Consider the following 15,703-nt stretch of genomic DNA (forward strand, 5'->3'; position numbering starts at 1 on the left):
CTCTATAGCTAGCCGCCGATGAGGACGCCTTGAGTACCACCACCTCCCGACCCACCGCCGACCTGGCCCGCCTGGACGCCCTCGGCGCCCGGCTCGATCACTGCCTGCTGCGCGACCTTCCCGAACTGCGGCGCCGCCTCGCCGGGCTGCGTCGCCGCGCCCGGGAGGGCAAGCCCATCGATCGCGGGCTGGATGGCCTGGAGAAGCGCCTGGCCGCCTCCGAGGCGATCCTGGCCGAGCGGCGGGGGCGTCCGGTCCACCTCGACTACCCCGCCGAGCTGCCGGTGGTGGAGCATCGGGAGTCGATCCTCGAGGCGCTGCGCGACCACCAGGTGGTGGTGGTGGCCGGCGAGACCGGCTCCGGCAAGACCACCCAGTTGCCCAAGCTGTGCCTGGAGCTGGGCCTGGGCCGGCGCGGCCTGATCGGCCACACCCAGCCGCGGCGGCTGGCGGCCCGCTCGGTGGCCACCCGCCTGGCCGAGGAGCTGGCCACGCCCCTGGGTGAGCAGGTGGGCTATCAGGTGCGCTTCACCGACCAGACCAGCGACGCCACCCTGATCAAGCTGATGACCGACGGCATCCTGCTGGCGGAGACCCAGCACGACCCGGACCTCTCCCGCTATGATGCGATCATCATCGACGAGGCCCACGAGCGCAGCCTCAATATCGACTTCCTGCTCGGCTACCTGAAGCGCCTCACCGAGCGTCGCCCCGACCTCAAGATCCTGATCACCTCGGCGACCATCGACGTGGAGCGTTTCTCTCGCCACTTCGCCCTGCCGGGAGCGAACGGCGAGGCTCGCCCGGCCCCGGTGGTGGAGGTCTCCGGGCGCACCTACCCGGTGGAGGTGCGCTACCGTCCCCTGGTGCGCGACGCCGAGGACGAGGCCGACCGCACCCTCCAGGAGGGCATCCTCCATGCGGTGGAGGAGATCGAGGCCATCGAACGGGAGAAGGGCTGGCGCCACGGGCCCCGGGACGTGCTGATCTTCCTGCCCGGCGAGCGCGAGATCCGCGAGGCCGCCGATACCCTGCGCCGCGCCCAACTGCGCGACACCGAGGTGCTGCCCCTCTATGCGCGGCTCTCCAACGCCGAGCAGAACCGGGTCTTCCAGCCCCACCGCGGACGGCGCATCGTGCTTTCCACCAATGTCGCCGAGACCTCGCTGACGGTGCCGGGGATCCGCTACGTGATCGACCCGGGGCTGGTGCGCATCAGCCGCTACAGTTACCGGGCCAAGGTGCAGCGCCTGCCCATCGAGCCGGTCAGCCAGGCCAGCGCCGACCAGCGCAAGGGACGCTGCGGGCGGGTCGCCGAGGGGGTCTGCATCCGCCTCTACGACGAGGAGGACTTCCTCGGGCGGCCGGCCTTTACCGAGCCGGAGATCCAGCGCACCAACCTGGCCTCGGTGATCCTCTCCATGCTGGCGCTGCGGCTCGGCGAGATCGAGGCCTTCCCCTTCGTCGATGCCCCGGACCCACGCTTCATCAAGGATGGCTTCCGGCTGCTCTTCGAGCTGGGCGCGGTAGACGAGGGCCAGCGTTTGACCGCCCTGGGCCGGCGCCTGGCACGGCTGCCCATCGACCCGCGGCTGGCGCGCATGGTGCTGGCCGGGGCCGAGGGGGGCGGCCTGCGCGAGGTGCTGATCGTGGTCTCGGCGCTGGCGGTGCAGGATCCCCGGGAGCGCCCGGCGGAGAAGCGTCAGGCCGCCGACCAGGCCCATCGCCGCTGGGACGATCCCGACTCCGATTTCGTCGCCTGGCTGAATCTCTGGGAGGGCTTCGAGGCCGCCCGGGAGGAGCTCTCCGGCAACCAGCTGCGGCGCTGGTGCCGCGAGCACTTCCTCAACTACCTGCGCCTGCGCGAGTGGCACGATACCTTCCGCCAGCTGCGTCAGCTGCTGCGCGATATGGAGATCACGGTGCCGGCGGCCAGGCCCTGGCCCAAGACCGGCGAGGGGGAGGCGGCGGTGAGCGAGCGCCGCGCCAATGCCCAGCGCCTGCACCAGGCCCTGCTCACCGGGCTGCTCTCGAATCTCGGCCAGTTTACCGAGAACCGCGAGTACCTGGGGGCGCGCAACCGCAAGTTCATGATCCACCCCGGCTCCGGCCTGGCCAAGAAGTCCCCCAAGTGGGTGATGGCCGCCGAGCTGGTGGAGACCTCGCGGCTCTTCGCCCGCCAGGTGGCGCGCATCGAGCCCCAGTGGATCGAGCCGCTGGCCGGTCACCTGGTCAAGCGCAGCTACAGCGAGCCCCACTGGGAGATGAAGCGCGCCCAGGTGGTGGCCTTCGAGCAGGTGACCCTGTTCGGCCTGCCCATCGTCAACCGCCGCAAGGTCCACTACGGTCCCATCGCCCCCGTCGAGGCCCGGGAGCTGTTTATCCGCCGCGCCCTGGTGGAGGGCGAGTTCAGGACCCGCGGCGAGTTCTTCGCCCATAACCGCGCCCTGATCGAGGAGGTGGAGGAGCTCGAGGATCGCGCCCGCAAGCGCGATATCCTGGTCGACGAGGAGGCGCTGTTCGCCTTCTATGACGCTCGGCTGCCCGAGGAGATCGTCAACGGCAAGGGCTTCGAGCACTGGCGGCAGCAGGCCGAGGCCGAGGATCCCGAGATCCTCAAGTTCGACAAGGCGGCGCTGATGGCCCGGGAGGCGCAAGAGGTCACCGCCGCCCAGTACCCGGACCAACTGAGCCTGAACGGCGTCAGCTACCCGCTGAGCTACCATTTCCAGCCCGGTGCCGAGGATGACGGCGTGACCCTGACGGTGCCGGCGGCCATGTTGGGGCAACTGCCGGCGGCGCGCCTCGACTGGCTGGTGCCGGGACTCCTGCGCGAGAAGTGCATCGGCCTGCTCAAGGGGTTGCCCAAGGCGATTCGCCGCCAGGTGGTGCCGATCCCCGACTGGGTGGACGCGGCCCTGGAGCGCCTGGTGCCGGACGATACCCCGCTGACCGCGGCCCTCGGCGAGTTCCTGCGGGTCAAGACCGGCCTGCGCCTGAGCCCGGACGACTGGAACGAGGCGCAGCTCGAGCCCCACCTGCGCCTCAACCTGCGGGTGGTCGATCACGAGGGCCGCGAGCTCGGTCAGGGGCGCGACCTGGAGGCCCTCAAGGCACGCTTCAGCGAGGCCGCCAGCGCCGGCGCCCGGGCCCTGGCCGAGGCGGTGCAGGGGGCCTCCGCCACCCGGGTGGAGGCGCTGCCGGAGGAGGCCCTGCCCGAGTCCCGGGTCACCACCCAGGCGGGCATCCGGGTGGAGGCCTATCCGGCCCTGGCGGAGGCGGATGGCGGCCTGGCGGTGGAGCTCTTCGAGCACCCCGACAAGGCCCGGGAGGCGCATCGCCACGGCATCAAGCGCCTGGCCATGCGCGAGCTGCCGGACCAGGTCAAGGCGCTGGGCAGGTTGCCCGGCCTCGACAAGTGCGCCCTGCTGTTCGCCAAGGTGGGCAGCAAGCGCCAGTTGGTGGATGACCTGGTGGCGGCGGTCTTCCTGGAGGTCATGGCCGAGGAGCCGCTGCCGCGCTCCCGGGCGGAGTTCGCGGCGCGTCTCGACGCCCAGGCCGCCGAGCTGCTGCCCCGGGGCGGGGCCAGGGTGGCGCTGCTGGAGCGGGCCCTGAGCGGCCACCTGGCAGTGACCAAGGCGTTGAAAGGCAACCTCAGTTTCGCCCTGGCCCTGGTATACAGTGACATCAAGGCCCAGATGCAGCGCCTGGTGCACCCCGGCTTTATCGCCGAGGCGGGGTCCTGGCTGGAGCACTACCCGCGCTATATGGAGGCCGCCGCCATTCGCCTGGAGAAGGCGCCCCGAGAGCGCATGCGCGACCAGATGCTGATGCAGGAAGTGCACGCTTTCGAGACGCGGCTGGCGGAGCGCCAGGAGGCGAACCGCCGCGCCGGACGCGAGGATCCCCGCCTGGTGGAGTTCGGCTGGTGGATCGAGGAGCTGCGCGTGTCGCTGTTCGCCCAGCAGCTCGGCACCCGGATGCCAGTCTCCGCCAAGCGGCTGGAGAAACGCTGGGCGGAACTGATTGAGCGCGGCTGATCAAGGATGGCCGGGCGCCGCGGGCGTCCGGCACAGGAGAGCAAGATGACGACAGCGGTAATTTCCGGTTCGGGCCTCTTTACCCCGGCTCATGCCATCGACAACGATGCCCTGGTGGCGGCCTTCAATGCCTGGGTGGATACGGAGAATGCCCGCCACGCCGAGGCCATCGCGGCGGGGGAGCGCGAGCCCCTGGCGCACTCCAGCAGCGACTTCATCGTCAAGGCCTCGGGCATCCACAGCCGCTATGTGCTGGATGCCGAGGGCATCCTCGACCCGACGCGGATGCGCCCCCGGCTGCCCCGGCGCGGCAACGACGAGCTGTCCATTCAGGCCGAGATGGGCCTGGCCGCGGCCACTCAGGCCCTGGAGCGGGCCGGCGTGGCGGCGGGCGAGATCGAGCTGGTGATCGTCGCCTGTTCCAACCTGGAGCGCCCCTATCCGGCGGTGGCGGTGGAGCTCCAGGCGGCGCTCGGTGCCGGTGGCCACGCCTTCGACATGAACGTGGCCTGCTCCTCGGCCACCTTCGCCCTGGAACTGGCCAGCAACGCCATCCGCGCCGGCAGCATCCGCCGCGCCCTGGTGGTCAATCCGGAGATCTGCTCGGCGCACCTCAATTTCCGCGACCGCGACAGCCACTTCATCTTCGGCGACGCCTGTACCGCCCTGGTGGTGGAGGCCGACGAGGTGGCCAGGGCCCCCGGCGCCTTCGAGATCCTCGGCACCCGCCTGACTACCCGCTTCTCCAATGCCATCCGCAATAACGCCGGCTTCCTCAATCGGGTCACCGACAGCGACCCCCAGGCCCTGGACAAGCTCTTCGTCCAGGAGGGGCGGCGGGTCTTCAAGGAGGTCTGTCCGATAGTGGCGGCGCTGATCACTGATCACCTGGCGAGCCTGGAACTGGCCGGCGACGACCTGTCGCGACTCTGGCTGCACCAGGCCAACCGGCACATGAATGACCTGATCGCCCGCAAGGTGCTGGGCCGGGATCCCACGCCGGAACAGGCGCCGGTGATCCTCGACCGCTACGCCAACACCAGCTCGGCGGGCTCGATCATCGCCTTCCATCTGCACCGGGACGATCTGCCTTCCGGGGCCCTGGGGGTGGTGTGCTCCTTCGGCGCCGGGTACAGTGCCGGCAGCGTAATCCTGCGTAAGGCATAAAATGAGTGTGGTGTCGGAGGGGAAATCGATGAATGGCAAGGGATGGCGGGACACGGGAGGGCGGCTGGGCCGCTGGGCGCTGGTGGTGATGGCGGCCATGCTGCTGGCCGGCTGCGCCGGGCGCGTCGCGGTGGAAGATCGCCATCCGGACGATCCCTGGGAAGGCTTCAACCGCGGCGTCTACGCCTTCAATGATGCGCTGGACCGGGCCCTGCTGCGCCCGGCGGCGGTGGCCTATGACCGCGTGGCTCCGGAGCCGGTGCAGCTGGGGGTCGGCAACTTCTTCGCCAACCTGGGGGAGCTGCGCACCGCCCTCAACAGCCTGCTGCAGGCCAAGCCCGCCAATGCCGGTATCGCCACCGGCCGCTTCGTGCTCAACTCCACGGTGGGCATGCTGGGCCTGGTGGATGTGGCCAGCGACATGGGCATCGTCGCCGACAAGGAGGACTTCGGTCAGACCCTGGCGGTCTGGGGCCTGGGGGAAGGCCCCTACCTGATGCTGCCCCTGTTCGGGCCCAGTACCGTCCGCGATACCGCCGGCCTGCCGGTGGACTGGGCCGCTTACCCCACCCACCAGCTCAATGACCGTGAACTGGAACTCTTCCTCACCGCCCTGAACCTGGTCGACAAGCGTGCCGGCCTGCTGGACCAGGAGGCGCTGATCCAGGGGGATCGCTACAGCTTCATTCGCGACGCCTACCTGCAGCGGCGTCGCTTCGAGGTCAGCGATGGTGAGCTGGGCGACGACCCCTTCGCCGGCGAGGATTTCGACTTCGATGACGCGGATTTCGACTTCGGCGACGAGGCCGACTAAGGCAGGACGCTTATGGTCAGTCAACGACGCCTGATCGGCGTGCTGGATCGGCCGGGGCAGGATCGTGATGCCCTGGCCGAGGCGATCGCCAAGGGGCCCTTCGCGGTGGCCGCGGCGGAGCGCCTCGAGGACCTGCCCGAGGAGACCGCCCTGGTGGTGGCCCATGTGCGGGCGGTGCCCAGTCATCAGTGGGCCGCGCTCTCGGCGACCCTGCCGACCCTGGTGGTCAGCGAGTCACGCCTCGACAGCGACCTGCTGGCGGCGGTGGCGGCGGGCACCGTGGACTATATCGTGCGCCCCCTGAAGCATGCCGAGCTGCTGCGGCTGATGATCGCCAAGGTGCTGGAAAACCATGAGCTGGCCCGGGAGCATGCCCGGGACCGCCAGCGCCTGGCGGAGCTCAACGAGAGCCTCGAGACCCACCTGGCGCTGCTGCGCCTGGATCAGCAGGCGGGGGGGCATATCCAGCGCAAGCTGCTGCCACCCCGGCCGCTGACGGTCAACGGCGTGTGCTGCGATTACTGGCTGGCGCCGTCGCTCTATCTCTCCGGGGACTTCCTCGATTTCCAGCGCTTCGACGAACGCTACAGCGTCTTCTACTTCGCCGACGTCTCGGGGCATGGCGCCTCCTCGGCCTTCGTCACCGTGCTGCTCAAGTACCTGTGCAACCGCTGGCTGACCGAGTGGGACGGCAGCGACCCCGAGTCCTTGCCGGCGCAGTGGCTCGATGCCCTCAACCGGGAGCTGCTGGATACCGGGATCGGCAAGCACGCCACCCTCTTCGTGGGGGTCATCGACCACGCGGCCCATCGGCTGTACTATTCGCTGGGGGCCCAGTTGCCGATGCCGCTGCTGGAGGCCCACGGCGAGGTCCACCCCCTGGCGGGGGAGGGCATGCCGGTGGGGCTCTTCCCTCAGGTGGCCTATCCCAGCCTGGTGTGCGAGCTGCCGGCGAACTTCCGGCTGTGGCTCTGCTCCGATGGCGTATTGGAGTGTCTAAAAGGAGAGACCCTGGCGGTACGGCTCAAGGAACTCGAGCGCCTGGCCCTGGCCTGCGATGGCGTCGCGGCCCTGCGCCGCCGCCTGGCCCTGGGGGAGATCGGGGCCGACGACGATGGCCTGGTACAGGACGCCCCGGGCCACGATGACTTACCCGATGACCTGACCATCATGACCTTGAGCGGTTTCGACCATGATAATGCATGAGGGGCGATTGAAGGCGGCCTTCGAGTCCGGCGTCTTCGTGCTCAAACTGTGCGGGGACGTGCGCCTGACGCTGTGCGCGACCCTGGACAATCAGGTGCAGCGCCTGGCCGAGATGCCGGGGCTCACCGCGGTGATGATCGACCTGCGCGAGGCCAGCAACGTGGACTCCACGGCGCTGGGCTTCCTGGCCAAGGTGGCCATGGCGGTGAAGGGGCGCCTCGAGCAGCCGCCGACCATCGTCGCCGATCATCCCGACGTGCGGCGCATGCTCGATGTGATGGGCTTCTCCCACTACTTCAACTTGGTGGAGGCGCCGCTGACCGAACCGGCCCAGCTCGATGACCTGCCGCTGGTGGAGGCGGACGAGGCGGCCATGCAGCAGCGCATCCTCGAGGCCCACCGCATCCTGATGCGCATGAACGAGCATAATCGCGAGCAGTTCCAGCCCCTGGTGGAGCTCCTAGAGTCCCAGCAGCCCCAGGAGCACTAGGCTATGCCTGAAAACTGGCTGCGCTCGGCCATACGGTGTTAAAAACCGGCTTAAAGTGCTCATTTACACCCCGTAAACTCCGTCTTTTCGCCGATTTTTGCCTTGTCTGGCCTTCGCTCGCCGACTTTTCAGCCAAAGCCTAAGGCTGTCAACCAACACAAACGCCCCGGCCATGGCCGGGGCGTTTGCGTTGGCGTAAAGCGATCAGCGGCGCAGTTCGGCCAGCAGCTCCTCCAGCTTGCGCTGGTCGGCCATGAACTTGCGGATCCCTTCGGCGAGCTTCTCGGTGGCCATGGCGTCTTCGTTGAGGGCCCAGCGGAATTCGATCTCGTCCAGGGGTTCCCCCGCCGAGGCCTCGGCGTCGTCCACCGGCGCCAGGCGGCGGGGCAGGGGGCCCGCATCCGCGGCCAACTGCTCGAGCAGAGCCGGCGAGATGGTCAGCTTGTCGCAGCCCGCCAGGGCCTCGATCTCGCCCTGGTTGCGGAAGCTGGCTCCCATGACGACGGTCTTGTAGCCCTGGCCCTTGTAGTGCTCGTAGATGCGCCGCACCGACTGCACGCCGGGGTCATTGTCGCCGGCGAAGTCGGCATCCGGCTGGCGGGCCCGGTGCCAGTCGAGGATGCGCCCCACGAAGGGGGAGATCAGGGTGACGCCGGCGTCGGCACAGGCCTGGGCCTGGGCGAAGCTGAACAGCAGGGTGAGGTTGGTATGGATGCCCTCGCGCTCCAACTGCTGGGCGGCGCGGATGCCCTCCCAGGTGGCGGCGACCTTGATCAGGATGCGCTCGCGGCCCACGCCATGCCGTTCGTAGCGGTCGATCAGGTGCCGGGCGCGATCCAGGGTGGCCTGGGTATCGAAGGAGAGGCGGGCGCTGACCTCGGTGGAGACATAGCCGGGGACCAGGGCGGCGATCTCGCTGCCGATCTCCACCGCCACGGTGTCCAGGGCGTCATCGATATCGGTGCAGTGGCGGGCGATCTCGGCCAGCCGCGCCCGGCGCTCGGCCTGTTGGGCCGCCTGCAGGATCAGCGAGGGGTTGGTGGTGGCATCCTGGGGCTGGAAGCGGCGAATGGCCTCCAGGTCGCCGGTGTCGGCGACCACGGTGGTCATCGCCTTGAGTTGGGTCAACTTGTCTTGGGCCATAGGGGTGTCCTGGGTTCCGAGGGGCGTTTTTCTTACTCTATCAGCCGCTTGGGTAGGCGCCTAGCCGGACGGATAGGGCTATCGCAGTAAGCACTGCTTTCTGCTCGGAGGACCGGGGCTACCCTGGGGGGCAGGCCGTCGCGGGGCGCTGTGAACCCCTCCCTGGGCGCTACTTTTGCCATCCCTGGCAAAAAACCCCCGCTCCGTCCCGCCCCCCAGCGCCCCTCAGTTATTCCAAATTCGCTAGCTCTGCTCGGGCTGGGCGCTTGGTGGAATCGCGGGTATAATTAGCAACCTACCTTTTCCCCTGGAGGCCTGCTTGACTCTCGACCCTCGCCGCCTGGCGCTGCTGGTGGCCGCCAACACCGCCCTGGCGCCCTTCGCCATCGATGCCTACCTGCCCGCCATGGGCGCCCTCGCCGAGTCCATCGGCGCCAGTATCCACCGTACCGAGCTCTCTCTGAGTGTCTTCCTGGCCGGTTTCGCCCTGGGCCAGTTGCTGTTCGGCCCGCTCTCGGATCGCCTCGGACGTCGTCCGGTGCTGCTGGGGGGCCTGGTGGTCTTCCTGCTGGCCAGCCTGGCCATTACCCAGGTGGAATCGCTATCCACGCTGCTCGCCTGGCGCTTCGTCCAGGCCCTGGGTGGCGGGGCCACGGTGGTCAACTCGGCGGCTATCGTGCGCGACTGCTTCAGCGGTCGCGAGGCGGCCAGGGTGATGTCCACCATGGCCATGATCATGCTGCTGGCGCCGCTCGCGGCGCCGGTGGTGGGCAGCGGCCTGCTGCACCTGGGCGACTGGTGGCTGATCTTCGTCTTCCTGGCCGCCTATGCCGCCTTCCTGCTGTGGCTACTGGGCACCAAACTGCCGGAGACCCGCAGCCGCGACTGGCCGGCCGCCTCGCCGCGCCAGATGCTGGGCAACTACGCCAGCGTGCTGACCCACCGCGAGAGCCTGGGCTATATCTGCGCCGCGGCCATGACCTTCGCCGGCCTGTTCGCCTTTATCACCGCCTCGCCCTTCGTCTATCTGCAGCACTTCGGCGTCTCGCCGTCTCTCTATCCGCTGCTGTTCGGCGCCAATGTGGTGACCATGCTGGCCTCCAATCGCCTCAATATGCGCCTGCTGCGCCGCTATACGCCCCAGCAGAACCTGCGTCTGGGACTCGCCATCCAGTTGAGCGCCGGCCTGGGGCTGGTGGCGATGATGGCCAGCAGCCTGGAGTCGCTGTGGCTGGTGGTGCCGCTGGTCATGCTGTTCGCCGGCACCATCGGCCTGGTGGCCCCCAATGCCATTACCTCGCTGCTGGACAATTTCCCGCGAATGAGTGCCACCGCCACCGCCCTGCAGGGCAGCATCCAGTTCAGTTGCGGCGCCCTGGCCGGGGTCCTGGTGGGGGGCTTCGAGATCGACAGCCTCTGGCCCATGGTGCTGACCATGCTGGGGGCGACCCTGATCGGCAACCTGGGCCTGCGCCTGCTGGCGCCACGACCGACCCATGGCTGAGGGGCTTTGGCTGGAGATGACGCCCGCCACCTGGGGCGCCTGCGCCTTGGTGCTGATGTTGGGGGCCCTGGTGCAGCGCATCACCGGCTTCGGCCTGGCGGTGGTGGGGGCGCCGCTGCTGCTGATGCTGGAGCCGCGGCTGGTGCCGGTGATCCTGGTGATCTTCGGCCTGCTGGTGTCGCTGATGATGGTGCGCCGCTATTACCGGGAGATCCGCCTGGACGCCATCGGCATGGCCCTGGTGGGGCGCCTGCCGGGCAATGCCCTGGGCCTGTGGCTGCTGGTGGCCGCGCCCCTGGTGGTACTGGAGAAGGTGATCGCGCTGATCGTGCTGAGCGCCGTGGCGATCACCCTGGGGCGCTTCCGGCTGCCGGTCAATCGCGCCAGCCTGTTCGGCGCCGGGGTGGTGTCGGGGATCTTCGGCACCGTGGCGGCCATCGGCGGCCCGCCCCTGGCGCTGCTGCTGCACGGCCTGCCGCCGGATCGCCTGCGCGGCAACCTGGCCGCCTACTTTATCGTCACCGCCAGCCTGACCCTGGCGCTGCTGGCCCTGGCGGGGCGGGTCGGCGTCTGGCACCTGCAGCTGGCGCTCAGTTTCCTGCCGGCGATTCTCGTCGGCCACCTGCTGGGAGCCTGGCTGGCGCCGCGCCTGGATGCCCGCGCCGTCCAGTATGGCTCCCTGGCGGTCTGCTCCCTGGCCGCGCTGCTATTGCTGCTCTAGGCGGAAAGCGCGTCGCTCGCGTTTTTTCTCCGGGTTATTCGATGTCACGAAGCTGTCATTTTCGTCGGGCAGAGTGTCTCCACGTCAAGGCAGAACCTCTTCGACCGACAGGAGTGACTCGCATGAACCGTATCCTCAAGAGCCGCGTTTTCAAGACCACGGTGATCGCCGCCGCCGTGATGGGTGTGGCCGGCGTGGCCCAGGCCCGTGACCAGATCCGCATCGTGGGGTCGAGCACCGTCTATCCCTTCGCCAGTTACGTCACCGAGGAATTCGGTGCGGTGACCAGCTACCCGACCCCGGTCATCGAGTCCACCGGTTCCGGCGGCGGTATCCGCCTGTTCTGTAACGGCGTGGGCGAGGGCACCCCGGATATCTCCAACGCCTCCCGCCGCATCAAGGCCAGCGAGCTGGAGCGCTGCGCCGAGAATGGCGTGACCGACGTCACCGAGGTGAAGATCGGCTCCGACGGCATCGTCTTCGCCCAGTCCAGCAGCAACGAGGGCATGGAGCTGACCCTGGAGCAGCTGTTCCTGGCGGTGGCCGCCCAGGTGCCGGTGGATGGCGAGCTGGTGGATAACCCCTACGCCAAGTGGAGCGATATCGACGCCTCCCTGCCGGATCGCGAGATCTCCGTCTACGGGCCGCCCAGCACCTCCGGCACCCGCGACGCCTTCGAGGAGCTGGTGATGGAAGCCGCCTCCGAGGAACTGGAGGCCTACGGCGGCGAGGCCTACACCGAGATTCGCGCCGACGGCGCCTATATCGATGCCGGCGAGAATGACAACCTGATCGTCCAGCGCCTTACCGAGGACACCGATTCCTTCGGCATCTTCGGCTACTCCTTCCTGGTCGAGAACGCCAACAGCCTGGTCGCCAGCAACATCGAAGGCGTCGAGCCGACCCCCGAGGCGATCAGCGCCGGCGACTACCCCATCGCCCGCTCGCTGTTCTTCTATGTCAAGAACCAGCACGCCGAGGAAGTGACACCGCTGTATGAGTACGTCGACATGTTCGTCTCCGAGACCATGATCGGCGAGGGTGGCTACCTGACCGATATCGGCCTGATCCCGCTGCCCGAGGCCGAGCGCGAGCTGGCCCGCGAGCGCGTCGCCCAGCGTGGCACCCTGCAGCTCGCCGACCTCTAAGGCGGCATCGGGCAAGGACGCCTGACCCGGCCGGCAGCCCAGGCTGCCGGCCGTCGCACGTTGCGGCGCCGCCCGCCGTCTCATCCGTCATCGAGAGAACCCTATGCAGACCGATCAACTCCTAGCACTGTTCAGCGGCGTGCTGCTGCTGCTGGGTCTGATGGCCTTCTTCCTGGGGCGTGCCAAGGCCGCGCGGGTACGCGCCGGCGGCACGGCCATGTTCGCCCAGCCCGACCAATATGCCTGGTTCGCGGTGCTGACCACCGCCGGCCCGGCCATCCTGGTGGGGGGGCTGAGCGCCTTCCTGATGCTGCTGCTGGGCGCCGAGATTCCGCCCCTCTACCTGCTCGCCGGCAGCCTGGCCGTGGCCGCGCTGGGACTGGCCGTGGGGGTGCGCCAGGTGAAGCCGGACTTCCACGCCCGTCAGGCCATCGAGCGGGTGATCCGCTGGATCCTGGTGGGGGCGGCGCTGATCTCCATCTTCACCACCTTCGGCATCCTCTTCTCGATCATCTTCGAGGCGCTGCGCTTCTTCCAGATGCACAGCTTCTGGGACTTCATCACCGGCACGGTGTGGAACCCGGGGGCCAGCTTCCTGGCCGCCGCCGGCCGTGCCGAGGAGGGCGCCAGCGCCGCCCAGTTTGGCTCGGTGCCGCTGTTCGCCGGCACCTTCATGATCACCGCCATCGCCATGCTGGTGGCGATTCCCGTGGGCCTGCTGGCGGCCATCTATATGGCGGAGTTCGCCCCCAAGCGGGTGCGCACCCTGGCCAAGCCGACCCTGGAGGTCCTGGCCGGCATTCCCACCGTGGTCTACGGCTTCTTCGCCGCCATCACGGTGGCGCCGCTGATCGTCGACCTGGCGGGCTTCTTCGGCCTGGACGCCTCCTTCAACAACGCCGTGGCGCCGGGGGTGGTGATGGGCATCATGATCATCCCCTTTATCTCCTCGCTCTCCGACGACGTCATCAACTCGGTGCCCGACAGCATGCGTCAGGGCTCGCTGGCGCTGGGCATGACCAAGGGCGAGACGATTCGCGACGTGGTGATTCCCGCGGCCCTGCCGGGGATCATCTCCGCCTCCCTGCTGGCGGTCTCCCGGGCGCTGGGCGAGACCATGATCGTGGTGATGGCCGCCGGCATGCGCCCCAACCTCACCGCCAACCCGTTGGAGGACATGACCACGGTGACGGTGCGCATCGTCGCGGCGCTGACCGGGGACCTGGAGTTCGAGAGCGCCGAGACCCTCTCCGCCTTCGCCCTGGGGCTGGTGCTCTTCGCGGTGACCCTGACGCTCAACCTGGTGTCGGTGCTGATGATCCGTCGCTTCCGCGAGAAGTACCGCGTCAATAACCTCTAACCCCCGAGGATCTAGCGACATGAGTCAATCCTTCGACGAGATCAGCGCTCAGCTCAAGCGCCGCCACCGCAAGTCGACGCGGCTGAAGTGGCTCTCCATGGGCGCCCTGGGGCTGGCCGGCCTGTTCCTGGTGCTGTTCTTCGCCGATATGCTGGGCAAGGGGCTGCCGGCCTTCCAGCAGGCGCAGGTCCGCGTGGAGCTGAACTATACCGAGGACGCCACCCGCATGGGGCGCGCGGCCCTGGATCCCGAGGTGTCGCGGCTGGTGAGCCGCACCTTCGAGCGGCTGATTCCCGGCATGCTGCGTGACGATCCCGAGCTGCTGGGCACCACCGAGACCCGCTGGGTGCTGGCCAATGCCCAGGTGGATCAGTACCTCAAGGGGCACGCGCATCGCCTCAACGCAGCGCAGCAGGCCACCGTCGACCGGCTGGCGGAAGAAGGCAACGTGGCGCTGAAGTTCAACACCACCTTCTTTACCAGCGGCGACTCCAAGATGGCCGAGGCCTCGGGGATCCTCGCCGCCGCTCTGGGTACGGTGATGACCCTGCTGGTGACCCTGGCCATCGCCTTCCCCATCGGCGTGATGACCGCGGTCTATCTCGAGGAGTTCGCCCCGGACAACCGCTTGACCCAGATCATCGAGATCAATATCAATAACCTGGCGGCGATTCCCTCGATCCTCTTCGGCCTGCTGGGGCTGGCGATCTTCATCAGCTTCTTCGGCGTACCGCGCTCCTCGCCCCTGGTGGGCGGCATGACGCTGGCGCTGATGACCCTGCCGGTGATCATCATCGCCACCCGCACGGCGCTGCGCAGCGTGCCGGACTCCATCCGCCACGCCGCCTTCGGTGTCGGCTGCTCGCGCTGGCAGGTGGTGCGCGACCATGTGCTGCCGCTGGCCATGCCCGGCATCATGACCGGGTCGATCATCGGCCTGGCCCAGGCCATGGGCGAGACCGCGCCGCTGATCATCGTCGGCATGGTGGCCTTTATCCCCGATGTCAGTGCTACCTTTACCGAGGCCGCCACCGTGCTGCCGGCGCAGATCTTCACCTGGGCGGGGGAACCCGACAAGGCCTTCGTCGAGAAGACCGCCGGGGGCATCCTGGTGCTGCTGGCGATCCTGATCTTCCTCAATGCCACCGCCGTGGTACTGCGCAAGAAATTCGAGCGTCGCTGGTAAGCCCGGCGCGTTACAGAGGACACTCTCCATGAATATGCAAGCCGCTCCCCGTCATACCGCCGGTACCGCTCCCCAGGTGGGGCAGCCGCATACCCGCAACGATCAGGCCTGCCATGACCTGAGCATCCGGGTCCGCGACCTCAACCTCTGGTATGGCCAGACCCAGGCGCTCAAGAACCTCAATATCGACCTCTTCGAGAAGAACGTCACCGCCCTGATCGGCCCCTCCGGCTGCGGCAAGTCGACCTTCCTGCGCTGCCTCAACCGCATGAACGACCTGATCCCCAGCGTGCGCATCGAGGGCCTGGTGGAGATGGATGGCCGCGACGTCAATGCCACCAGGATGGACGAGGTGGCCCTGCGGCGCCGGGTGGGCATGGTCTTCCAGAAGCCCAACCCCTTCCCCAAGTCGATCTACGAGAACATCGCCTATGCGCCGCGCATGCACGACCTGGTGAGCCGCAAGGCGGAGCAGGACGAGCTGGTGGAGAAGGCACTGCGCGATGCCGGCCTGTGGAACGAGGTCAAGGACAAGCTCCACGAGCCGGGCACCTCCCTCTCCGGGGGCCAGCAGCAGCGCCTGTGCATCGCCCGGGCCATCGCCGTGCAGCCCGACGTCATCCTGATGGACGAACCCACCTCGGCGCTGGATCCCATCTCCACCGCCACCATCGAAGACCTGATGGACAAGCTCAAGCAGCAGTTCACCATCGTCACCGTGACCCACAACATGCAGCAGGCGGCGCGGGTGGCGGACTACACCGCCTTCTTCCACCTGGGCGAGATCGTCGAGTACAACGACACCAAGACGATGTTCTCCAACCCCGCCACCAAGAAGGCCGAGGACTATATCACCGGCCGTTACGGCTAAGCGGGGCCCCGGACCATTATCGTTGATATGGCTGAGGGAGCGCTGGGGGTATG

12 protein-coding genes are annotated in these 15,703 nt (G+C 68.2%); 11 read left to right on the plus strand and 1 reads right to left on the minus strand.

Annotation, left to right across the window (positions count from 1 at the left end; genetic code table 11):
• The first annotated feature begins 29 nt into the window (after window positions 1-29).
• The 5 genes from hrpA to ACZ5EF_RS05965 are packed head-to-tail and all read left to right on the plus strand — an operon-like array spanning window position 30 to window position 7,717.
• On the plus strand, window positions 30-4,040 hold the full coding sequence (gene hrpA / locus ACZ5EF_RS05945) for an ATP-dependent RNA helicase HrpA (RefSeq protein ID WP_379729279.1): 4,011 nt from the start codon (window positions 30-32) through the stop codon (window positions 4,038-4,040).
• 45 nt (window positions 4,041-4,085) lie between these two features.
• On the plus strand, window positions 4,086-5,207 hold the full coding sequence (locus tag ACZ5EF_RS05950; protein ID WP_346063232.1) for a beta-ketoacyl-ACP synthase III: 1,122 nt from the start codon (window positions 4,086-4,088) through the stop codon (window positions 5,205-5,207).
• A 28-nt stretch (window positions 5,208-5,235) separates the two neighbouring features.
• Window positions 5,236-6,021 (plus strand): MlaA family lipoprotein, encoded by a 786-nt coding sequence (locus tag ACZ5EF_RS05955; protein WP_346063231.1) that lies wholly within the window; start codon window positions 5,236-5,238, stop codon window positions 6,019-6,021.
• Window positions 6,022-6,033: 12 nt separating this feature from the next.
• Entirely contained in the window at window positions 6,034-7,227 is a 1,194-nt protein-coding gene (locus ACZ5EF_RS05960; RefSeq protein WP_346063230.1) for a PP2C family protein-serine/threonine phosphatase, read from the plus strand.
• Entirely contained in the window at window positions 7,214-7,717 is a 504-nt protein-coding gene (locus ACZ5EF_RS05965; protein WP_346063229.1) for an STAS domain-containing protein, read from the plus strand. The genes ACZ5EF_RS05960 and ACZ5EF_RS05965 overlap by 14 nt, the downstream gene beginning before the upstream one ends.
• Before the next feature lie 204 nt (window positions 7,718-7,921).
• On the opposite strand, the gene tal is transcribed toward ACZ5EF_RS05965, so the two are convergent.
• The gene (gene tal, locus ACZ5EF_RS05970) at window positions 7,922-8,860 is read right to left on the minus strand and encodes a transaldolase (RefSeq protein WP_346063228.1); all 939 of its coding nucleotides are present in this window, start codon (window positions 8,858-8,860) and stop codon (window positions 7,922-7,924) included.
• A gap of 319 nt (window positions 8,861-9,179) precedes the next feature.
• Between tal and ACZ5EF_RS05975 the strand changes: the two genes are divergently transcribed.
• The 6 genes from ACZ5EF_RS05975 (at window position 9,180) to pstB (ending at window position 15,650) form a co-directional block, all read left to right on the plus strand.
• Window positions 9,180-10,364: a Bcr/CflA family multidrug efflux MFS transporter gene (locus tag ACZ5EF_RS05975; protein ID WP_346063227.1), complete on the plus strand. Its 1,185-nt coding sequence runs from the start codon at window positions 9,180-9,182 to the stop codon at window positions 10,362-10,364.
• Window positions 10,357-11,085: a sulfite exporter TauE/SafE family protein gene (locus tag ACZ5EF_RS05980; RefSeq protein ID WP_346063226.1), complete on the plus strand. Its 729-nt coding sequence runs from the start codon at window positions 10,357-10,359 to the stop codon at window positions 11,083-11,085. Before ACZ5EF_RS05975 ends, ACZ5EF_RS05980 begins: the two co-directional genes overlap by 8 nt.
• Window positions 11,086-11,207: 122 nt before the next feature.
• Window positions 11,208-12,233 carry a substrate-binding domain-containing protein gene (locus ACZ5EF_RS05985; RefSeq protein WP_346063225.1) on the plus strand — a complete coding sequence of 342 codons (1,026 nt, stop codon included), beginning with the start codon at window positions 11,208-11,210 and terminating at the stop codon, window positions 12,231-12,233.
• A gap of 103 nt (window positions 12,234-12,336) precedes the next feature.
• On the plus strand, window positions 12,337-13,593 hold the full coding sequence (gene pstC, locus ACZ5EF_RS05990) for a phosphate ABC transporter permease subunit PstC (protein ID WP_346063224.1): 1,257 nt from the start codon (window positions 12,337-12,339) through the stop codon (window positions 13,591-13,593).
• 19 nt (window positions 13,594-13,612) lie between these two features.
• Window positions 13,613-14,779: a phosphate ABC transporter permease PstA gene (gene pstA, locus ACZ5EF_RS05995; RefSeq protein WP_346063223.1), complete on the plus strand. Its 1,167-nt coding sequence runs from the start codon at window positions 13,613-13,615 to the stop codon at window positions 14,777-14,779.
• Between the two features lie 34 nt (window positions 14,780-14,813).
• Entirely contained in the window at window positions 14,814-15,650 is an 837-nt protein-coding gene (pstB, locus tag ACZ5EF_RS06000) for a phosphate ABC transporter ATP-binding protein PstB (protein WP_346063245.1), read from the plus strand.
• Window positions 15,651-15,703: the final 53 nt, after the last annotated feature.

Source organism: Bisbaumannia salifodinae (genome assembly GCF_055388505.1).